General features: G+C 67.1%; 18 protein-coding genes and 1 pseudogene. 17 read left to right on the top strand and 2 right to left on the bottom strand.

Features of this window, described 5'->3' with window-relative positions; all coding sequences use genetic code 11:
- Positions 1 to 106: 106 nt before the first annotated feature.
- The 5 genes from ACYVMZ_RS15905 (at position 107) to tuf (ending at position 5,394) form a co-directional block, all read left to right on the top strand.
- Positions 107 to 661 (top strand): DUF1707 and DUF4190 domain-containing protein, encoded by a 555-nt coding sequence (locus tag ACYVMZ_RS15905; protein WP_461079943.1) that lies wholly within the window; start codon positions 107 to 109, stop codon positions 659 to 661.
- Between the two features lie 371 nt (positions 662 to 1,032).
- Positions 1,033 to 1,404 carry a 30S ribosomal protein S12 gene (gene rpsL / locus ACYVMZ_RS15900; RefSeq protein WP_003948652.1) on the top strand — a complete coding sequence of 124 codons (372 nt, stop codon included), beginning with the start codon at positions 1,033 to 1,035 and terminating at the stop codon, positions 1,402 to 1,404.
- A gap of 2 nt (positions 1,405 to 1,406) precedes the next feature.
- Positions 1,407 to 1,877 (top strand): 30S ribosomal protein S7, encoded by a 471-nt coding sequence (rpsG, locus tag ACYVMZ_RS15895; protein ID WP_355890504.1) that lies wholly within the window; start codon positions 1,407 to 1,409, stop codon positions 1,875 to 1,877.
- Between the two features lie 39 nt (positions 1,878 to 1,916).
- Positions 1,917 to 4,043, top strand: coding sequence for an elongation factor G (fusA, locus tag ACYVMZ_RS15890; protein WP_461079941.1), 2,127 nt, complete (start codon positions 1,917 to 1,919; stop codon positions 4,041 to 4,043).
- 157 nt (positions 4,044 to 4,200) lie between these two features.
- A complete protein-coding gene (gene tuf, locus ACYVMZ_RS15885) occupies positions 4,201 to 5,394 on the top strand; it encodes an elongation factor Tu (protein WP_461079939.1) in 1,194 nt (397 codons plus the stop codon).
- Between the two features lie 101 nt (positions 5,395 to 5,495).
- Here the strand turns inward: tuf and ACYVMZ_RS15880 are convergent, their stop codons facing one another.
- The gene (locus ACYVMZ_RS15880; protein ID WP_461079937.1) at positions 5,496 to 6,563 is read right to left on the bottom strand and encodes a hypothetical protein; all 1,068 of its coding nucleotides are present in this window, start codon (positions 6,561 to 6,563) and stop codon (positions 5,496 to 5,498) included.
- 85 nt (positions 6,564 to 6,648) lie between these two features.
- Here ACYVMZ_RS15880 and ACYVMZ_RS15875 point away from each other — a divergent pair, with 85 nt between their 5' ends.
- The 3 genes from ACYVMZ_RS15875 to ACYVMZ_RS15865 all read left to right on the top strand — a co-directional run bounded on the left by ACYVMZ_RS15875 (position 6,649) and on the right by ACYVMZ_RS15865 (position 8,071).
- Entirely contained in the window at positions 6,649 to 7,191 is a 543-nt protein-coding gene (locus tag ACYVMZ_RS15875; RefSeq protein WP_461079935.1) for a hypothetical protein, read from the top strand.
- A 134-nt stretch (positions 7,192 to 7,325) separates the two neighbouring features.
- Positions 7,326 to 7,499: a hypothetical protein gene (locus tag ACYVMZ_RS15870; RefSeq protein ID WP_461079933.1), complete on the top strand. Its 174-nt coding sequence runs from the start codon at positions 7,326 to 7,328 to the stop codon at positions 7,497 to 7,499.
- A gap of 32 nt (positions 7,500 to 7,531) precedes the next feature.
- Entirely contained in the window at positions 7,532 to 8,071 is a 540-nt protein-coding gene (locus ACYVMZ_RS15865) for a hypothetical protein (RefSeq protein ID WP_461079931.1), read from the top strand.
- A gap of 43 nt (positions 8,072 to 8,114) precedes the next feature.
- Here the strand turns inward: ACYVMZ_RS15865 and ACYVMZ_RS15860 are convergent, their stop codons facing one another.
- On the bottom strand, positions 8,115 to 9,698 hold the full coding sequence (locus tag ACYVMZ_RS15860) for a carbohydrate-binding protein (protein WP_461079929.1): 1,584 nt from the start codon (positions 9,696 to 9,698) through the stop codon (positions 8,115 to 8,117).
- A gap of 245 nt (positions 9,699 to 9,943) precedes the next feature.
- On the opposite strand from ACYVMZ_RS15860, the gene ACYVMZ_RS15855 reads away from it, so the two are divergent.
- The 9 genes and pseudogenes from ACYVMZ_RS15855 (at position 9,944) to rplW (ending at position 19,501) form a co-directional block, all read left to right on the top strand.
- Positions 9,944 to 10,591 carry a hypothetical protein gene (locus ACYVMZ_RS15855; RefSeq protein ID WP_461079927.1) on the top strand — a complete coding sequence of 216 codons (648 nt, stop codon included), beginning with the start codon at positions 9,944 to 9,946 and terminating at the stop codon, positions 10,589 to 10,591.
- A gap of 122 nt (positions 10,592 to 10,713) precedes the next feature.
- The gene (locus tag ACYVMZ_RS15850) at positions 10,714 to 15,375 is read left to right on the top strand and encodes a DUF6531 domain-containing protein (protein ID WP_461079925.1); all 4,662 of its coding nucleotides are present in this window, start codon (positions 10,714 to 10,716) and stop codon (positions 15,373 to 15,375) included.
- Positions 15,376 to 15,808: 433 nt separating this feature from the next.
- Positions 15,809 to 16,438 (top strand): hypothetical protein, encoded by a 630-nt coding sequence (locus ACYVMZ_RS15845; RefSeq protein ID WP_461079923.1) that lies wholly within the window; start codon positions 15,809 to 15,811, stop codon positions 16,436 to 16,438.
- A gap of 178 nt (positions 16,439 to 16,616) precedes the next feature.
- Positions 16,617 to 16,688: pseudogene (locus tag ACYVMZ_RS15840) on the top strand (hypothetical protein); the annotation flags it as partial.
- 56 nt (positions 16,689 to 16,744) lie between these two features.
- Positions 16,745 to 17,023 carry an SUKH-3 domain-containing protein gene (locus ACYVMZ_RS15835; RefSeq protein ID WP_461079921.1) on the top strand — a complete coding sequence of 93 codons (279 nt, stop codon included), beginning with the start codon at positions 16,745 to 16,747 and terminating at the stop codon, positions 17,021 to 17,023.
- 422 nt (positions 17,024 to 17,445) lie between these two features.
- Positions 17,446 to 17,754: a 30S ribosomal protein S10 gene (gene rpsJ, locus ACYVMZ_RS15830; RefSeq protein WP_003948644.1), complete on the top strand. Its 309-nt coding sequence runs from the start codon at positions 17,446 to 17,448 to the stop codon at positions 17,752 to 17,754.
- 18 nt (positions 17,755 to 17,772) lie between these two features.
- Positions 17,773 to 18,417, top strand: coding sequence for a 50S ribosomal protein L3 (gene rplC, locus ACYVMZ_RS15825; protein WP_461079919.1), 645 nt, complete (start codon positions 17,773 to 17,775; stop codon positions 18,415 to 18,417).
- Positions 18,418 to 18,425: 8 nt separating this feature from the next.
- Positions 18,426 to 19,082 (top strand): 50S ribosomal protein L4, encoded by a 657-nt coding sequence (gene rplD / locus ACYVMZ_RS15820; protein WP_461079917.1) that lies wholly within the window; start codon positions 18,426 to 18,428, stop codon positions 19,080 to 19,082.
- Entirely contained in the window at positions 19,082 to 19,501 is a 420-nt protein-coding gene (rplW, locus tag ACYVMZ_RS15815; protein WP_461079915.1) for a 50S ribosomal protein L23, read from the top strand. Before rplD ends, rplW begins: the two co-directional genes overlap by 1 nt.
- Positions 19,502 to 19,534: the final 33 nt, after the last annotated feature.

Here is a 19,534-nt window from a genome sequence, read left to right as displayed (position 1 = left end):
TCCGCGCCCGTGCGGTTGCTCGTGCGCCATGGTCCTCGCGCGGGGCTGTGCCGCGCGCCGCTTCGGCGCATCATGGAGGAAATCCGGTGCTCCGGGAGGTGCCTCCGTGTCACAGCCGCCGTATCCGTCATGGCAGCCCTGGCAGCAAGGGCAGGGCCGGGTGCCGCAGCCCTGGGCGGGCCCCAGTGCCCCGGCGATGCTCGCCTCGCACGCCGACCGGGAGCGGGCCGTGGACGTGCTCAGAGCCGGCTTCGGGGAGGGGCGCCTCCAGCAGGACGAGTTCGAGAAGCGGGTCGCGCGGGCGTATACGGCCCGTACGGTGGGGGAGCTGGCCGTGCTGGTCGCCGACCTGCCGCAGGGGCCCATACCGCAGCCTGCGGCCGTTGTGGAGGTGCCGCGGACGTTTCTGCCGGCTCCGCGGCCGCAGATCAACGGGAAGGCGGTCGGTGCCGCGGTGTGCGGGCTGCTGTGTGTGCCGACCTTCGGGCTGACCGGGATTCCCGCGGTCGTCCTGGGGCACGCGGCGCGCTCCGAGATCAGCCGGACCGGGGAGAGCGGTGACGGGCTCGCGTTGACCGGGCTCGTTCTGGGGTGGTTGGCCACGGCAGGCTGGGCACTCGTACTGACGCTGATGTTCGCGGTGGCTGTCGCGTCCGGATGACGGTCGTACGACAGGTCACACGACACGACAAGCATCACCGAAGATCGGGACCCCGGCGCTGACGTGCGTGAATCGCTCGAGCGGAGATCGTTCTCGGCGCGGGGGGTTGACATGAGCCGCGCGGCGGGGTGGGCGGTGCCCATTTGTTTTGACCGCAGCGAATGAGGTAGGTACGCTCAGACCTTGTGCCTGGGGTGTGCCTTGGCTCTCCTGCGTGCCTTCAACCGCATAGGGAGCTGTGACTGGCCACCGTAATCTGCGCCTCTTTCTGTCGTTCGGCAGGAATCTGCGGGATTCGACACACCCGACCGCGTGGGTCGGCGACGTTCCAGGTTAGCTGTACCCATCGGCACACAGAAACCGGAGAAGTAGTGCCTACGATCCAGCAGCTGGTCCGCAAGGGCCGGCAGGACAAGGTCGAGAAGAACAAGACGCCCGCACTCGAGGGTTCCCCTCAGCGTCGGGGCGTCTGCACGCGTGTGTTCACGACCACCCCGAAGAAGCCGAACTCGGCCCTCCGCAAGGTCGCGCGTGTGCGTCTGACCAGCGGCATCGAGGTCACGGCCTACATTCCGGGTGAGGGACACAACCTGCAGGAGCACTCCATCGTGCTCGTGCGCGGCGGCCGTGTGAAGGACCTGCCGGGTGTTCGCTACAAGATCATCCGCGGTTCGCTTGACACCCAGGGTGTGAAGAACCGCAAGCAGGCTCGCAGCCGTTACGGCGCCAAGAAGGAGAAGTAAGAATGCCTCGTAAGGGCCCCGCCCCGAAGCGCCCGGTCATCATCGACCCGGTCTACGGCTCTCCTCTGGTGACCAGCCTGATCAACAAGGTGCTGCTGAACGGCAAGCGCTCCACCGCCGAGCGCATCGTCTACGGCGCCATGGAGGGCCTGCGCGAGAAGACCGGCAACGACCCGGTCATCACGCTCAAGCGCGCTCTGGAGAACATCAAGCCGACCCTCGAGGTCAAGTCCCGCCGTGTCGGTGGCGCCACCTACCAGGTCCCGGTCGAGGTCAAGCCCGGCCGTGCCAACACGCTGGCGCTGCGCTGGCTCGTCGGTTACGCCCGCGCCCGTCGCGAGAAGACCATGACCGAGCGTCTGCTCAACGAGCTCCTCGACGCCAGCAACGGCCTCGGCGCCGCTGTGAAGAAGCGCGAGGACACGCACAAGATGGCCGAGTCCAACAAGGCCTTCGCGCACTACCGCTGGTAGTCGCTACCCCATCGAGAACCGAGAGAAGACGAAAGCCTTATGGCTACCACTTCGCTTGACCTGGCCAGGGTGCGCAACATCGGCATCATGGCCCACATCGACGCGGGCAAGACGACCACCACCGAGCGGATCCTGTTCTACACCGGTGTGTCCTACAAGATCGGTGAGGTCCACGACGGCGCTGCCACCATGGACTGGATGGAGCAGGAGCAGGAGCGTGGCATCACGATCACCTCTGCTGCCACCACCTGCCACTGGCCGCTGGAGAACGTCGACCACACCATCAACATCATCGACACGCCGGGCCACGTCGACTTCACCGTCGAGGTGGAGCGTTCGCTGCGCGTGCTCGACGGTGCCGTGACGGTGTTCGACGGCGTTGCCGGCGTTGAGCCCCAGTCCGAGACGGTGTGGCGTCAGGCGGACCGCTACGGCGTTCCGCGCATCTGCTTCGTCAACAAGCTCGACCGCACCGGCGCCGAGTTCCACCGCTGCGTCGACATGATCAGCGACCGCCTGGGTGCGCAGCCGCTCGTCATGCAGCTGCCGATCGGTGCCGAGGCCGACTTCAAGGGCGTCGTGGACCTGGTCCGCATGAAGGCCCTGGTCTGGTCCGCGGAGGCGACCAAGGGCGAGATGTACGACACCGTCGACATCCCGGCCACGCACACCGAGGCCGCCGAGGAGTGGCGCGGCAAGCTGCTCGAGGCCGTCGCCGAGAACGACGAGGAGATGATGGAGCTGTACCTCGAGGGCCAGGAGCCCACCGAGGAGCAGCTGTACGCGGCGATCCGCCGTATCACCATCGCCTCCGGCAAGGGCCAGGGCACCACGGTGACCCCGGTCTTCTGCGGCACCGCGTTCAAGAACAAGGGTGTCCAGCCGCTGCTCGACGCGGTCGTGCGCTACCTGCCGTCCCCGGTCGACATCGAGGCCATCGAGGGCCACGACGTCAAGGACCCGGAGACGGTCATCAAGCGCAAGCCGTCCGACGAGGAGCCGCTGTCGGCGCTGGCGTTCAAGATCATGAGCGACCCGCACCTCGGCAAGCTCACCTTCGTCCGCGTGTACTCCGGCCGCCTGGAGTCCGGCACCGCCGTGCTGAACTCCGTCAAGGGCCGCAAGGAGCGCATCGGCAAGATCTACCGCATGCACGCCAACAAGCGTGAGGAGATCGAGTCGGTGGGCGCCGGCGACATCGTCGCTGTCATGGGTCTGAAGCAGACCACGACCGGCGAGACGCTGTGCGACGACAAGAACCCGGTGATCCTGGAGTCCATGGACTTCCCGGCGCCGGTCATCCAGGTCGCCATCGAGCCCAAGTCCAAGGGCGACCAGGAGAAGCTGGGCGTCGCTATTCAGCGCCTGGCCGAGGAGGACCCGTCCTTCCAGGTCCACTCGGACGAGGAGACCGGCCAGACCATCATCGGCGGCATGGGCGAGCTGCACCTCGAGGTGCTGGTCGACCGTATGCGCCGTGAGTTCAAGGTCGAGGCCAACGTCGGCAAGCCGCAGGTCGCGTACCGCGAGACCATCCGCAAGTCGGTCGAGAAGGTCGAGTACACCCACAAGAAGCAGACCGGTGGTACGGGCCAGTTCGGCCGCGTCATCATCTCGGTCGAGCCGATCGAGGGTGGCGACGCCTCCTACGAGTTCGTCAACCAGGTCACCGGTGGTCGTATCCCGAAGGAGTACATCCCTTCGGTCGACGCCGGCTGCCAGGAGGCCATGCAGTTCGGCATCCTCGCGGGCTACGAGATGACGGGCGTCCGCGTGACGCTGCTCGACGGTGCCTACCACGAGGTCGACTCCTCCGAGCTCGCGTTCAAGATCGCCGGTTCGCAGGCCTTCAAGGAGGCCGCGCGCAAGGCTTCGCCCGTGCTCCTCGAGCCGATGATGGCCGTCGAGGTCACCACGCCCGAGGACTACATGGGTGAGGTCATCGGCGACATCAACTCCCGCCGTGGCCAGATCCAGGCCATGGAGGAGCGGGCGGGTGCCCGCGTCGTGAAGGGCCTCGTGCCCCTGTCGGAGATGTTCGGCTACGTCGGAGACCTCCGCAGCAAGACGTCGGGTCGCGCAAGCTACTCGATGCAGTTCGACTCCTACGCCGAGGTTCCGCGGAACGTCGCCGAGGAGATCATCGCGAAGGCCAAGGGCGAGTAACTCACCCGCGTTCCAGCCCTTAGGCTTGACTCCGGAGCCTCGTGGGGCAAACACCCGCAATCGTGGGAGTTTGCCCCGGGACTCCGGGCCATCCAGCAAAGATCACCTGGCGCCGATGAAGTAAGGCGTACCAGAACCACTCCACAGGAGGACCCCAGTGGCGAAGGCGAAGTTCGAGCGGACTAAGCCGCACGTCAACATCGGCACCATCGGTCACATCGACCACGGTAAGACGACCCTCACGGCCGCCATTACCAAGGTGCTGCACGACGCGTACCCGGAGCTGAACGAGGCCACCCCGTTCGACAACATCGACAAGGCGCCCGAGGAGCGTCAGCGCGGTATCACCATCTCCATCGCGCACGTCGAGTACCAGACCGAGGCGCGTCACTACGCCCACGTCGACTGCCCGGGTCACGCGGACTACATCAAGAACATGATCACCGGTGCCGCCCAGATGGACGGCGCGATCCTCGTGGTCGCCGCGACCGACGGTCCGATGCCGCAGACCAAGGAGCACGTCCTCCTGGCCCGCCAGGTCGGCGTTCCCTACATCGTTGTCGCCCTGAACAAGGCCGACATGGTGGACGACGAGGAGATCCTGGAGCTCGTCGAGCTCGAGGTCCGTGAGCTCCTCACCGAGTACGAGTTCCCGGGCGACGACGTTCCGGTCGTCAAGGTCTCCGCTCTGAAGGCGCTCGAGGGCGACAAGGAGTGGACGCAGTCCGTCCTGGACCTCATGAACGCCGTCGACACCGCGATTCCGGAGCCGGAGCGCGACGTCGACAAGCCGTTCCTGATGCCGATCGAGGACGTCTTCACCATCACCGGTCGCGGTACGGTCGTCACCGGCCGTATCGAGCGCGGTGTCCTCAAGGTGAACGAGGAAGTCGAGATCATCGGCATCAAGGAGCAGAAGACCAAGACCACGGTTACGGGCATCGAGATGTTCCGTAAGCTGCTGGACGAGGGTCAGGCCGGTGAGAACGTCGGTCTGCTGCTCCGCGGCATCAAGCGCGAGGATGTCGAGCGCGGCCAGGTCATCATCAAGCCGGGCACCGTCACCCCGCACACGGAGTTCGAGGCCCAGGCCTACATCCTGTCGAAGGACGAGGGTGGCCGCCACACGCCGTTCTTCAACAACTACCGCCCGCAGTTCTACTTCCGTACGACGGACGTGACCGGCGTCGTGACCCTCCCCGAGGGCACCGAGATGGTCATGCCGGGTGACAACACCGAGATGAAGGTGGAGCTCATCCAGCCCGTCGCCATGGAGGAGGGCCTGAAGTTCGCCATCCGCGAGGGTGGTCGGACCGTGGGCGCCGGCCAGGTCACCAAGATCACCAAGTGAGTCCTGCTCGCTTGAGGGTCAACTGACCTGACAAGGCCTGAGGGGCCCGTACGACTTCGGTCGTGCGGGCCCCTTTGCTGTGTGCGGCCGAACCGGGCCGGTCACTGCATGTTCTGGAAGACCGGGTGCTCGTACGAAACCGCGCAGACGTACAGCTGCAGGCAGTAGCCGCGCCCGATGTTGAGGTGCGTCGCGCAGGCCGGGCCGTCGCTGTGGTGGCCCGTGTAGCCGGCGTCCTCGATGGGCCGCCAGCTTCCGCTGCCGCCGTCCCACTCACAGCCGTCGATGGTGAGCAGGGGGCGGACGTCCGAGCCGCACTCGGGGCAGGCCATGGGGAAGGGGTCGGAGAAGCTCCACGGGGCGTGGCCGCCGACCTTGCAGCCGGGGGCGACGCCGAGGTCGTACTGGTAGCAGACGAAGTTCTCGCCTTCGCCGTCCCCGCCGTCCCCGCCGTCTTCGTCGTCCTCGTGGTCCTCGTCGGCGTTCTCCTCGTTGCTCTCCTCCCAGGCGTCGATCCGGTCCGCGAGGTCCTCGGGCAGTTCGTGCGGGGCCGGGTACCCGGTGACCGGCTCGGGGTGCAGCACGCACGGCTCGGGCAGGTAGTCGTGGTTGCCGATGACCGAGGGCTGCGGGGCGGCGGCGAGCGGGGCGACGACGTCGGCGGCCGACCGCCATCGCACCTCGGCCCTGGGCAGGTAATCCTCCACGTGGTCGAACGGGCACCACAGCACCTGCATCAGGTCGGTGCCGTCCGGGCGGGGCAGCCCGGGGACGTCCCTCGCGTAGAGCTGCGCGACGGGGATCATGGGGGCCGAGCCCTCGGTCTGGGGTATCCGCCGGCGCTTCCTCGCCCGGTCGACGATCTCGCGTTCTTCGGCGGTCAGCAGGTCGGCGCCTTCGGCACGGGGCCGGCGCCACGCTTCGGCGAGGATACGGCGCCGCAACCGGACTTCCTCCGGCACGAGGCCGCTCTGCCAGGGACCGCCGTGGTCCGGACAGGTCGGCCACGGCTCGTCGGCCGGCCACAGCAGCGGTCCGCCGATCGAACTGTCGGCCGTGGTGGGCGCGCCGGCCCGGGGGTGCAGGCGTATGGCGGTCCGGGCGAGCGGTGCGAGCTCGGGGAAGAGGGCCGTGACGTCGAGGGGGCGGGGTGGGGTGGTGCGGGTCATGGCGGAGAGGCTATGCGCAGACGCGCGCTCCGGCCTCAGTCCTCGGGCGCTGCTGCACTACGGCGGTACGACGGAGGGGCAGGGAATGTCGCACGAGGCAGAGGCGGGTCGGCTCAAGAGCGAGGCGGACGAGCCGGGTGGGGAGATGGACCCGGACGACGAGTGGGGAATCGAGCCGGTCAGGGCTGAACGCATCGACATCCGCGCCGCGGTGACCGGGTTCCTCGGCGCGGAACCCCTCGCGGGACTCTCCGACGCCTGGCACTGGTCACGCATACCGGGGTTCGACTTCGCCGGCGCGCTCTCCGCAGACGGAAGACGTCTGTTGCAGCTCAGCGGCCGGGGGTCGTACGACGAGGACCTGGCCGTCAGCGTGCTCCGGTTCGCGCGGGAGCACGAGGGTGGGATCTTCGCCCGTAACACCTTTCTCGGGTCGGTCGAGGGCTACGAGCCGCCCACCGGGTACGCCTTCGACACCGTGGTCGGCATCGCACCGGAAGTCCACCGCTTCTACCGGGTGGACAAGCCGGAGCTGACCCCTCACGTCCGGCTTGTCTTCCCGGCGTACGCCTGCGAGTTCTCGGGCGGTGAAACGCTGGAAGAGGCCGTCACCAGGTACCAGAGCTGAGGCTGAACCGCCTCGACCGGGAGCCGTTGCCGTTCCTGAAGATGCGGTATGCCAATACGCGTACCGGAGGCGGGAGTACCAACCCCGGGCTGGGCTTCACCGAGCCACGGCGGCTTGTGGAGGAACTGCGGTGGATGGAGGGCGGGACCGGGAGCTTCGTCGAGTTCGAGAACAGGTACGGCGAGGTGTGGCGGGTCGAGTGGCACGGTGCCTGGTTCCTGGCGGAGTGGAGTACGCGGAGAGACACACCGCGCGAGACGGACATCGAGGAACTCGTCGGATTCGCCATGGAGAGGCTGTACGGGTGATCCGCGACCGGCAGAGGCGATGACACTGGGGCATGACTTCGGATCCCGCCCTCGACCTGGACGCCATCGACGAACTGTGCGCGGCGGCCACGCCCGGCCCCTGGTTCGTCAGGAACCTCGACGACGAGCACGCCATGAACCTGGTCGCCGTGAGTGCGGTGCCGGACACGGGCCGGGGTGAGCGATGGCCCGAGTTCGACCACCGGGAGCTGATCGCGGCCACCCTGGTGCAGCAGCCTCGCTACGTCGACTGCGCCGACGAGCGCTGGGAGGAGATGCTCGCGTACTTCCGCGAGATGGTGGACGTACTGGTGGAAGGGTGCGGGATCTCCCGCGCGGAGGCGGTCGCCCGGATCAACGTCGTATACGGAACGGACGGGACGGGCCACCTGAGCGTGCAGCTCATGGGCCATGAGGAGCCCGCGTACTGGGCCTACGGGGCGTACTACGGCCCTGATGCGGACCGCCTGCCCGTCGGTGACCCGGTGGTCGACGCGGACATCGACTTCTCCCGGCTGCCGGTGCGCCCCGCCCCGCCGAAGGGCTCGCCATTCTGGACGCTGGAGGACTGACCTGACGAGGGGACCGGCCCGTCCGGTCGGCCCCCTCACCGCCTCACCCGCCGAACGTCACCACCAGGCGGCCGTCCGACGCGAAGGACCACCGCAGGGCACCCGCGTACGAGGAGCAGCGGGAGCCGTTCGAGCCCATCCAGAACTGGTTGGTGCTGTCGGCGTTGCCGACGATCCGGTCGTTCGTGCCGCTGCCGCTGCGGCACGAGGTGTTGTTCTTGAACACCGACGTACCGGCCTCGAAGTTGAAGTTGCGCTGGGTGTTGTCGATGCTGACGTTGTCCGACACCGTCATCGAGCCGGGGTTCCTGTTGTAGGTGAACCCGTGCTTGCCGTTCCTGTAGGCGATGCTGCGCCGGATGACGTGGTTGACCCCGATGTCCTCGCCGCCGAGCTTGTAGCCGTTGCGGTCGCCGTTCGCGTTGACCGTGCCGTCGCTGAGGGTGCCGTTGCTGTAGGCGAGGGAGTCCTCAATGGTCACCGGGCCGATGGCTCCCGTGTCCGACTTGGTGTAGAGGTCCCAGCCGTCGTCGATGTTGTTGTGGGCGACGGCGTACCGGAAGACGTTGCCCGGGCCGGAGGTGAGCTTCGCGGCGAAGCCGTCCGCGTCCTCGCCGTCGGAGTCGGCGTTGTCGTGCGACTCCGCGCTGAGGATGAGGTTGTTGGACGGCCACTGGTCCTTGGGGGTGCTGGAGAGCATCCGCGAGAGCTGCAGTCCGGTGTCCCGGTTGAAGCGGGTGATGGTGCGCTCGAAGACGTTGTTGCTGCCGCCGACGAAGATGCCGTTGTCGCCGGCGCGCTCGACGACGATGCCCTTGACGTGCCAGTAGGAGCCGTTGACGGCGAGGCCGCGGTTGGCCGGGTCCTCGGTCTGGGCCGAGAAGTTGAGGACCGGGGTCTCGCCCGGGTAGGCGGCCAGGGTCTTGCGGGCGCTGGACGTGCCGCTGTTGGTCTGGGCGATGGTGACCGTCTGGGAGTAGCGGTACGTCCCGCCGCGCAGGTAGATGGTGCCGCCCGGGGCGACGCGGGTGAGCGCCGAGGTGAGGGTGGTGGGGCTGGACTCCGTACCGGGGGCGCTGTCGGTGCCGTTGGGGGAGACGTACAGGGTGCCGCTGGTGGTGGGCGGCGGGGTGGTCGTGTCGCCGGTCTCGACCTCGACGTAGTCGATGTTGGGCAGGCCGGCGGATGTGGTCGGGTTGAGGCGGACGGTGTTGCTGCCCGACCTCAGTGAGACGGTGAGGGTCTTGGTGACCCAGGTGCTCCAGGCGCCGGTGGCCTCGAAGGACGCCGAAGCGGCGGTCGAGCCGTTGACGAGGATGTCCGCGGGGCGGGCGGTGGTGCCGCCGTTGGCGAAGCGGACGCGCAGGGTGGCCGTGCCCGCGGCGGGGGCGTTGACGGTGAACTGGGCGTAGCCACTGGTGGAGTTGGTGCCGTTGCAGAATCCGCCGCCGGAGTAGCCGGACCAGTCGGATTCGATGGCGCCGGTGCAGACCGCCGGGGAGGTCTCGGCCTCGTACCGGGTGGTGGCGGCCTGCGCCGTGTTGCCGGTCAGTGCGACGAGCGTGCCGGCGAGGAGGCCGGCGCATGCGATGACGGGGCTGACGTTCCTGACGTGTCTCCGTTGCATCGTTCGTCTCCAGGTGGCTCGTCTGGATGGGGCTCCGGTTCAGCCCTTGGAATGGGAAAGCGCTTTCTGGGAAGTTAAGAGGCTGTTGCGAGCACGTCAATAGACGGCTACTTGATTCTTATTCACGTTCATGAACCACTGGGGTCGCCCGGCGCGAGTGGCTCGCGCGATGGGACCATGTGTGCGCACAAGCAATCGAGCGATCGAGTGATCGAGCGAACGAGTGGAACGGGGAGGCCGGCGTCATGGCCCGCTACATGGAGGCGCTGACCGTCGAACGGGGCGGTTTCCGGATCAAGGTGCCCGAGTCCTGGTGGGAGTTCGACGTACGGCCGGAGTCGCGGGACGACTCGATCCGCCGGATGGTGAGCGAACGCCTGCGCCAGCGCCCGGAGTTGGCTCCACACCGGGACACGTACATCGACTTTCTGCGCAAGGCGGCGGCTGACGCGTGGAAGTCGGGCGCGCTGTACTGCGGCTGCATGGCGGAGAACTTCGGCGGGGACACCCCGATCACCGGCTCGGTGACGGTCTCACTGGTCAGCGGGCGCAACGAGCGCGGCGAGCCGCTGTCCACGGACCCGGCCGTCATTGCTGGGCAGTTGGCCGCCAAGGAGGCGAAGAAGGAGGGTGACTCCTGGCGGAAGGTGACCACGGTCGACATCCCTGGCGTCGGTCCGGCGGCACGGACGTACGGCATCGAGGACATCCCCGTCCCCGGGGACGCGCTGAACCGCACGGTCCGGGCCGTGCTGATGCAGACGTACATTCCGGTCCCCGAGCAGGAGGGAAAGGTGGCCCTGGTGGCGGGCAGCAGTCAGGTGCTGGACCTCGCGGACTCCTTCTTCGACATCTTCGACGCGATCACGTCGACGTTTCGCTTCACGGGCTGAACTCTCGGCATCACTGGGTGAGCTGGCGGCTTCGGGAGCTGATCTTTCATCGAACTGGCGTGCCCGGTAAGTTCACGTGTGCATACGGTTGTTGATGATGTGCATGTGACGGGGGACGAGGTATGGCGGGGCACCGGCCGACGGATTGGCATGTCCTGGACCTGGACAAGGATCCGACCCCCGGCGATCCGGACCGGGTGCGCAAGCTCGCCAAGACCCTGCACGAGTTCGCCGACGACGTCTCCGACGCCCTGCGTCTGGTCAAGGGCATGGCGGACGAGGACACGCTGCTTCAGTGGGCGGGCAAGTCGGCGGCGGTGTTCAAGGAGGAGTTCGGGGGCCTCCCGAAGAACCTCAAGAAGCTGAAGAAGTCGTACGACATGTGCGGCGACGCGCTCGCCGACTTCTGGCCCAAGCTGGAGCGGGCGCAGGCGCTGGCGGACCGGGCGCTGGTCAAGGCGCGTGAGGCGCGGGCGGATCTGTCCTCGGCGCAGTCGAGGCTCGCCTCGGCCGACTCCTGGGTGACGCGGGCGTCGAAGGAGGCCGACAAGTACAAGGACGACCCGACCGGCAGCAAGTCCGACGCCGACAAGCCCGACGAGGCCAAGGTGCGGGCCGCGACGAGGGACGTCCAGCACGCCAAGTCCGCCCAGACCAAGGCCCAGTCGGACGTCAACGACGCCCAGGATGCGCTGGCCGCGGCGAAGAAGATGGCCGAGGACGCGCGCAAGATGCGCGAGGAGGCGGCCCGGGAAGCCAAGTCGAAGATCGACGAGGCGTCCGACGCCGGCATCCAGAACCGCTCCTGGTGGGAGGAGATCGGCGACTGGTTCACCGACAACTGGGACACCATCGTCGCCGTGTGCAAGGTCGTGGTCGCGGTCGTCGGGATCGTGGCGATGATCATCGGTGGGCCGATCCTGGGGGCGATCGTGCTGATCGCCGCCGCGGTCGTGCTGGCCGACACCCTCTATAAATACTCAAAAGGCCAAGCGTCCCTATGGGACGTGGGGTTGGCGGCGCTGGACTGCATACCCGGCATGAAGGGCCTGACCACCCTCGGTGGGCTCGCCAAGGGCCTCAAAGGCCTCGGCCAGATGGGGCTGAAGGGCATGGCCCACGGCCTACGGGGCCTGGGTAAGAGCGCACGCAGCATGCTGGGGCGGTCGAAGGACGCCTTCGCCCGCATGCAGTCGAGGATCCGCAAGGGCCTGAGCGATCCGATCGACATGGCCACCGGCATGATGTTCCTCCCCCAGACGGACGTGGAACTGCCGGGTGCCCTCCCCCTTGTCTTCCAGCGGCGTGTTCAGTCGGATTACCGAGCTGGATGGTGGTTCGGTCCATCGTGGACGTCCACCGTCGATCAGCGTCTTGAGGTCGATGAGAAGGGCGTCATTTTCGTCACCGACGACGGTCAACTGTTTTCCTACCCCCATCCTTGCGGCGACGAACCGGTTCTGCCGGAGGCCGGACCGCACCTGCCGCTCACTCGACTTGACGACGGCGGGTACCGGGTGACCGATCCGTGCGCCGGCCTGGAATTCCGATTCGGGCGGCCGGGCAGCGACGGCTGTGCCCTGTTGCTTGCCCTGACCGACCGCAACAGGCGTCGCCTCGACTTCGTCTATGACGAGGTGGGTGTGCCTACGGCTATCAGTTCGTCGGCCGGTTACCACCTTCGGCTCGTGACGGAGGACGGTCGAGTCACAGCCCTGTATCTCGTCGGCGGCACTGAGAACGGCGACGATGCCTTGATCAGACGCTACATCTACACCGACGGAAACCTCACCGAGGTGCATGGCCCGGCAGGCCTGCAGTTGCGCTTCGACTATGACGACAGATTGCGTGTCGTCTCCTGGACCGACTCCAACGGCAGTCGTTACAGCTACACGTACGACGATGAGGACCGCTGCGTCGCTGAGGGCGGTGTGGCCGGTCACTACACGCTGTCCCTGGAGTACGAAGGGACGGACCCGGACTTTCCGGGAATGCGTGTCACTACGGTGACCACGGCCGAAGGACACGTGTCCAAGTACGTCGTCAACAACGCCTATCTGGTGATCGCGGAGATCGATCCGAACGGTGCTGTGACGCGCACGGATTACGACCGCTTCCATCATGTGACAGGACATACCGACCCGCTCGGCAACCACACCCACATCGTCAACGACGACTTCGGACTGCCCACTCGCGTCATCCGTCCGGACGGACTGGAAACCACCGCCGAGTACAACGCCCTCCATCTTCCTGTCCTGATCCGACAGGAGGACGGGACGACGATCCGTCACACGTACGACGAGCGCGGGAACCGCACGTCGGTGACGGACGAGTCGGGCGCCACGATGACCTTTGCCTACGACGACGCTGGGCACCTTGTGTCGGCGACGGATGCTCTGGGCAACACCCTTCGCGTCCGGAACAACCCGGCAGGGCTCCCTGTAGAGGTGGTCGACCCCTTGGGCGCGACCACGGTGTACCGGTACGACGCGTTCGGACGGCTGAGCGTGGTGATGGATCCCACGGGAGCCGAGACGCGCCTGTGGTGGTCGGTCGAGGGGCACTTGCTGCGCCGGATGGGGGCGGACGGAGCCGAGGAGGCCTGGACGTACGACGGCGAGGGGAACTGCCTGAGCCACATCGACAGTGAAGGCCGCACGACCCGCTACGAGTACACGCACTTCGACGTGGTGGCGGCCGAGATCCGCCCCGACGGCAGCCGATACGAATTCGAGCACAGTGCGACCTTGCAACTGACGAAGGTCGTCAACCCTCAGGGCCTGGCCTGGCGCTACGCGTACGACCCGGCGGGCCGGCTGACGTCCGAAAGGGACTTCGACGGACGCCGGGTCGAGTACGAGTACGACCTCGCGGGCCGACTCACCGCCCGGGTGAATGCGGTGGGTCAGCGGGTCGAGTACGCCTACGACGCACTCGACTGGACGGTTGCCAAGACGGTCGACGGCACCACAACACGCTACGAACGCGATGCCCTGGGCCGCGTGCTGCGGCTGATGAACCCGCTCAGTGAAATCTTCTATGAGCGGGACACCGCCGGCCGTGCCGTCTCCGAGACCGTCGACGGCCGGGTGCTGCGCCGACACTACGATCAGCTGGGCCGTCCCACTCAGCGGGTCACGCCGGGCGGTGCGACGACGTCGTACGTGTATGACTCGGCTGGCCAACTTTCCGCAATGAACTGCTCCGGTCGCACGCTGCGGTTCACCTACGACCCGGCGGGACGTGAGCTTGCCCGGTCACTCTCGCCCGCAGGGCTGAGGCTGTCCCGGACATGGGACCGCGCGGGCCGCGTCGCCGAACAGACGGTGACCGACACCGCAGGCATCCTGCTGCGGCGCGGGTACAGCTACCGCTCTGACGGTCACTTGGTCGCCGTGGACGAGGGACCGGCCGGCCTGCGCCGTTTCGAACTTGACGCGGCGGGACGGGTGACCGGCGTTGAGGCACGCGGATGGCGCGAGAGGTATGCCTACGACGCGAACGGCAATCAGACCTACGCGGAATGGCCGGACCGGCACCCCCGCGCCGAGGCCCGAGGCAACCGGCACTACCAGGGCAACAGACTTGTACAGGCGGGCTCGGTCCGGTACGTGTACGACGCAGCCGGCCGCGTGGTGATGCGCCGGAAAACCCGGCTCTCCCGCAAGCCCGAGGTGTGGCATTACACCTGGGACGCAGAGGACAGACTCACGTCTGTGACCACACCGGACGGCACGGTGTGGCGCTACCGATACGACCCCCTCGGCCGGCGGACCGCCAAGCAGCGCCTCGACACCGACAACGCGAGCGTGGTCGAAGAGGTCCGGTTCACCTGGGACGGAGCCTACCTGGCCGAGCAGGAGCTCACAGGGCCCGACCTGCCTCGTCCGATCGTGACGGCATGGGAGTACGACGGCCTGCACCCGGTCGCACAAACCGACCGACGCGTGGACTCTCTCACCCGCCAGGAGATCGATTCCCGCTTCTTCGCCATCGTCACCGATCTCGTCGGAACACCGACCGAACTCGTCGACGAGAACGGCGACCTCGCATGGCGGGCTCGTGCCACCCTCTGGGGAACCACGGCCTGGAACCGGGACGCCTCCGCCTACACACCCCTGCGGTTTCCGGGCCAGTACTTCGACGCCGAGACCGGACTGCACTACAACTTCCAACGCTATTACGACCCCGAGACGGCCCGCTATTTCAGCCCCGACCCGCTGGGCCTCGAACCCGCCCCCAATCCGGTCGTCTACGTGGCCAATCCGCTGCAGGGATGCGACCCCCTCGGGCTAGCGCCTCGGTACGCCAACAGGCCGGATCGCTACGACTGGGGAGGCAGCGTTCGTTACAAGGGAACCGACCACCTCGGTCGCCCGACCGGCATATCCGCCTGCATTCGCAAGGAAATGGTCATTCAGCAAGGCACGGAAGCAGGGAGTATGTGGACCAAGGGCTGGCGAGGCCACGGGACGCTGTTCAACGAGGGGCGCGGCCACCTTCTGGCGAACTGTCTGGGCGGTGCGGGCAAGGGACCCAACGCACCTCACAACCTCGTGACGCTGACACAGAATCCCACAAATCATCCACATATGTATGAAATGTTCGAGGAGCCAGTTGCTGCCGCAGCCAGGAACGACGAGATCATCCAGTACAACGTGACACCCATCTACGAGGGCATGAACCCGATCCCGATCCGCCTGGAATTCGAGGCGTTCGGCAACAAGGGCTTTTCGTTGAGCGGTTGGCTGGACAATCCGGCCGCAGGCGTGAGAACGGCATGACGACTGTAAGGAGACCGGGTCTGCATCCCTGACCGCCCGGCGCTCCGCGGATCGACGCCTTCTCATACGCTGCCCATCGCCGACGAACAGGAGCACCATGACGCGCACCACCCCCGAGCGTCCCGTGGACATCGAGGCAGTGATTCCCGAGCTGTCCGAATACCGACGTGTCAGTACGCGACTGCACCCACGACGGGGGACGCCCACACCGGAGCACAGCTCCATCGGCGGTCCGTTTCTGTGGCCCGCGGACAAGCCGTGGCCGCAGTGCACCGAACCGCACAAGCGACGGTTCGGTGAGCGCCTGAGCGAAGTCCGCCTGGCGCGTCAGTTGCTCGCGGCGGGACCGACGGAGGAGGAGTACGAGCTGCTCCGCTCCTTCCGCCGGGGGCGGCACGCGCCCTGGCTCTCGGACACGGATCCCATTCCGCTCATGCCGATCGCCCAGCTCTACACACGTGACGTGCCAGGCCTCGCGCTTCCCGGGGACGCCGATCTGCTCCAACTCTTCTGGTGTCCGTTCGACGCGCATGGTCAGGAGCGGAACGTCGGCGTGCATCTGTTCTGGCGAAGGGCCGCAGATGTGACCGAGCTCCTGACCGACCAGCCGGAACCCGTGGTCGTCGGACGGGCCGGCTATGTACCGGACCCCTGTGTACTGCACCCCGAACAGGTGAGGGAGCACCAGTGGGGCGACCTGTTGCCCTTCTCGATCCGCGCTCGGTTGGACGAGTGGGAGGACTGGGAGGACGAGGACGCGGTCAGCTACCAGTTCGACCTCTCGGTCCCCCCCGGCTGGAAGGTGGGTGGATTCGCGCCCTGGCCGGTCACAGGCCCGCAAGAGGTGGTGTGTCGATGTGGGCAGCCGATGGATCTGCTTCTGACCGTAGACAGCAGGGAGTGGGACAGGGGAACCCGCAGCTGGGTCCCGATCGAGGACCGTGACGTGGCAGATACGGACGCGAACACCCCGACTCGGATCGTCGTGGGCCGCGGAGGTCGCCTGATGATCTTCGTGTGCCCTTCGGACTGGTCGCACGCGCAGCGGATCGTTCTGCAGTGAGACCCGTCCGCCTTAGGCGTCGCGTCCTGGCCAACCGGCGGAGTGCCGGAAGCGGAGTCATCCGTACGACTTCTGGCCGCCCGACGCCGCGACGGGGACGCACGCCTTCCGGCGGCGCCTCGACGCATCGGAACCGGGTGACGACGCCGGGCAGCGCCGGCCCGCGGAGACGGACCGTGTGCTGCGGGCCGTCGGCTGGTTCCCGGGGCGGCAGATCCCCACGGCGACGTGGGAGGGCATCCACCTGGAAACCGGCGAGTACGAGATGCACGATGCCGCGCGGCGGGTCCTCGCCGAGTTCGGCCTGTGGGAGTTCCGCTCCGCGCTCCGTCGCAGGCCGTGCCGTGGACGGAGTTCCGGCTGGACCCGCTCCTGGCGAGGTGGGACGCCGAGATCCTCGACGACCTCGGTGAGCAGGCCGGCGTCGACCTCTACCCGATCGGCATGACCGATCGCCGGAACCAGTACCTCGCAATGGCGGAGGACGGCGCCGTCTACGCCGGAATGGACACCGTCAGTCTTCTGGCACCCACCCCCGACGAGGCCCTGAAGAAACTCACCGGACCCGTCCGCCCCACGCTCTGACCCGCCCCTGGTTTGACCTACATCACCCCCGGGGTATTCTCTCCCGCTCGATTGGCGTCCCCCCTGCCCCGTATGGCAGACTGTCCGAGTTGCTCGGTCGAGTGTTGATGCTGCGCGCCTCCCGCCGGGGGGACCGGAAGCGAGTCCCACAGTACTCGTCGTTCCAACTGCCGTAAGGCAGCTCTGGGGCGGACGTACGGGAATCTTCCGGGAAGCGTCGGCGCGGCACCGGCCAGGCACCCGGTGGGCCTTTCGCCCCCGGCTCGCGGTTCCGGAAGGGCCGTGTGCAATCCCGCGGGGATGTTCGATCAAGGGACATCTGTGTCAGTGGGAGCGCGACACGCCCGACCGCGTGGGTCGGAGAACGAAAGACCGGAGCACTGGGTTCCAGAGCTGTAGAGAGACAGGACTACTGAGTAGCCATGGCGGGACAGAAGATCCGCATCCGGCTCAAGGCCTACGACCACGAGGTCATCGACTCCTCGGCGAAGAAGATCGTCGAGACGGTGACGCGTACTGGTGCGTCGGTCGCGGGCCCGGTGCCGCTGCCCACTGAGAAGAACGTGTACTGCGTCATCAAGTCGCCGCACAAGTACAAGGACTCGCGCGAGCACTTCGAGATGCGCACGCACAAGCGCCTGATCGACATCCTCGACCCGACCCCCAAGACCGTTGACTCTCTGATGCGACTCGACCTCCCGGCCGGCGTCGACATCGAGATCAAGCTCTGAGGCCGGTGATCTGAAGAGATGGCTAAGCAGATCAAGGGCATCCTGGGCGAGAAGCTCGGTATGACTCAGGTCTGGGACGAGAACAACCGTGTCGTCCCGGTCACTGTCGTCAAGGCCGGGCCGAACGTCGTCACCCAGGTCCGTACGAACGACGTCGACGGCTACGAGTCCGTCCAGATCGCCTTCGGCGAGATCGACCCGCGCAAGGTGAACAAGCCCCTCAAGGGTCACTTCGCCAAGGCCGACGTCACCCCGCGTCGTCACCTCGTTGAGATCCGCACGTCGGACGCCTCCGAGTACACGCTCGGCCAGGAGATCACCGCTGAGGTGTTCGAGGCCGGCACCAAGGTCGACGTGACCGGCAAGAGCAAGGGCAAGGGCTTCGCCGGTGTCATGAAGCGCCACAACTTCCGTGGCCTCGGCGCCGGACACGGCACCCAGCGCAAGCACCGCTCTCCCGGTTCCATCGGTGGCTGCGCCACCCCGGGCCGTGTGTTCAAGGGCCTCCGCATGGCGGGTCGCATGGGCAACGAGCGGGTCACCACCCAGAACCTGACCGTCCACGCCGTTGACGCGGAGAAGGGTCTGCTGCTCATCAAGGGCGCGGTTCCCGGTCCGAACGGCGGCCTCGTCCTGGTCCGCACCGCGGCCAAGGGGGCCTGAGGTAACCGATGAGCACTGTTGACATCCTTTCGCCGGCGGGCGACAAGGCCGGTACCGTCGAGCTCCCCGCGGAGATCTTCGGCGTTGAGAAGGTCAGCATCCCGCTGATCCACCAGGTCGTCGTCGCACAGCTGGCCGCTGCCCGCCAGGGCACCCACAAGACCAAGACGCGTGGCGAGGTCCGCGGCGGTGGCAAGAAGCCGTACCGCCAGAAGGGCACCGGTCGCGCCCGTCAGGGTTCGACCCGCGCGCCGCAGTTCGCCGGTGGTGGCGTCGTGCACGGTCCCGTGCCGCGCGACTACTCGCAGCGCACCCCGAAGAAGATGAAGGCTGCCGCTCTGCGTCACGCCCTCACCGACCGGGCGCGTCACAACCGCATCCACGTCGTCACCGGCGTGGTCGAGGGCGAGACCCCCTCCACGAAGGCCGCCAAGAGCCTGTTCGGCAAGATCAGCGAGCGCAAGAACCTGCTCCTGGTCGTCGACCGCTCCGACGAGGCCGCGTGGCTGTCCGCCCGCAACCTGCCCCAGGTCCACATCCTGGAGCCGGGCCAGCTGAACACGTACGACGTTCTCGTCTCGGACGACGTGGTCTTCACCAAGGCCGCTTTCGAGTCCTTCGTCGCCGGCCCGAAGGCCAATGACAACGAAGGGAGTGAGGTCTGATGGCTGCACGTCACCCCTCCATCGCCTCGAAGGCCGCCAAGAAGGCCAAGGAGGCGCGGCTGAAGAAGGCGCGTCGCCACGCCACCGAGGGCAAGAACACCGTCGAGACGCCGCTGAGCAAGTCGTACACGGACCCCCGTGACGTCCTGCTGAAGCCGGTCGTCTCCGAGAAGAGCTACGCGCTCCTCGACGAGAACAAGTACACGTTCGTCGTCGACCCGCGTGCCAACAAGACCCAGATCAAGGAGGCCGTCCAGTCGGTCTTCTCGGTCAAGGTCACCGGGGTCAACACGATCAACCGCCAGGGCAAGCGCAAGCGGACCCGCACCGGCTTCGGCCAGCGTGCGTCCACCAAGCGCGCGATCGTGACCCTCGCCGAGGGCGACCGTATCGACATCTTCGGCGGTCCGACCGCGTAAGCGGTCAGGATCGTCCGGAATCGGACGAGGACT

The organism is Streptomyces deserti (assembly GCF_054782695.1).
Note: the sequence above shows the minus strand (reverse complement) of the source record. Positions and strands in the feature narration are given on the sequence as shown.

What these genes read in the sequence shown, in the direction of transcription:
- rpsG (WP_355890504.1), top strand. Translation starts at nt 1,407, where the DNA reads ATGCCTCGTAAGGGCCCCGCCCCGAAGCGCCCGGTCATCATCGACCCG.
- ACYVMZ_RS15855 (WP_461079927.1), top strand. Translation starts at nt 9,944, where the DNA reads ATGGCCCGCTACATGGAGGCGCTGACCGTCGAACGGGGCGGTTTCCGG.
- rplW (WP_461079915.1), top strand. Translation starts at nt 19,082, where the DNA reads ATGGCTGCACGTCACCCCTCCATCGCCTCGAAGGCCGCCAAGAAGGCC.
- rpsJ (WP_003948644.1), top strand. Translation starts at nt 17,446, where the DNA reads ATGGCGGGACAGAAGATCCGCATCCGGCTCAAGGCCTACGACCACGAG.
- ACYVMZ_RS15845 (WP_461079923.1), top strand. Translation starts at nt 15,809, where the DNA reads ATGCCGATCGCCCAGCTCTACACACGTGACGTGCCAGGCCTCGCGCTT.
- ACYVMZ_RS15875 (WP_461079935.1), top strand. Translation starts at nt 6,649, where the DNA reads ATGTCGCACGAGGCAGAGGCGGGTCGGCTCAAGAGCGAGGCGGACGAG.
- rplD (WP_461079917.1), top strand. Translation starts at nt 18,426, where the DNA reads ATGAGCACTGTTGACATCCTTTCGCCGGCGGGCGACAAGGCCGGTACC.
- rplC (WP_461079919.1), top strand. Translation starts at nt 17,773, where the DNA reads ATGGCTAAGCAGATCAAGGGCATCCTGGGCGAGAAGCTCGGTATGACT.
- ACYVMZ_RS15850 (WP_461079925.1), top strand. Translation starts at nt 10,714, where the DNA reads ATGGCGGGGCACCGGCCGACGGATTGGCATGTCCTGGACCTGGACAAG.
- ACYVMZ_RS15865 (WP_461079931.1), top strand. Translation starts at nt 7,532, where the DNA reads ATGACTTCGGATCCCGCCCTCGACCTGGACGCCATCGACGAACTGTGC.
- ACYVMZ_RS15860 (WP_461079929.1), bottom strand. Translation starts at nt 9,698, where the DNA reads ATGCAACGGAGACACGTCAGGAACGTCAGCCCCGTCATCGCATGCGCC.
- ACYVMZ_RS15880 (WP_461079937.1), bottom strand. Translation starts at nt 6,563, where the DNA reads ATGACCCGCACCACCCCACCCCGCCCCCTCGACGTCACGGCCCTCTTC.
- ACYVMZ_RS15870 (WP_461079933.1), top strand. Translation starts at nt 7,326, where the DNA reads ATGGAGGGCGGGACCGGGAGCTTCGTCGAGTTCGAGAACAGGTACGGC.
- fusA (WP_461079941.1), top strand. Translation starts at nt 1,917, where the DNA reads ATGGCTACCACTTCGCTTGACCTGGCCAGGGTGCGCAACATCGGCATC.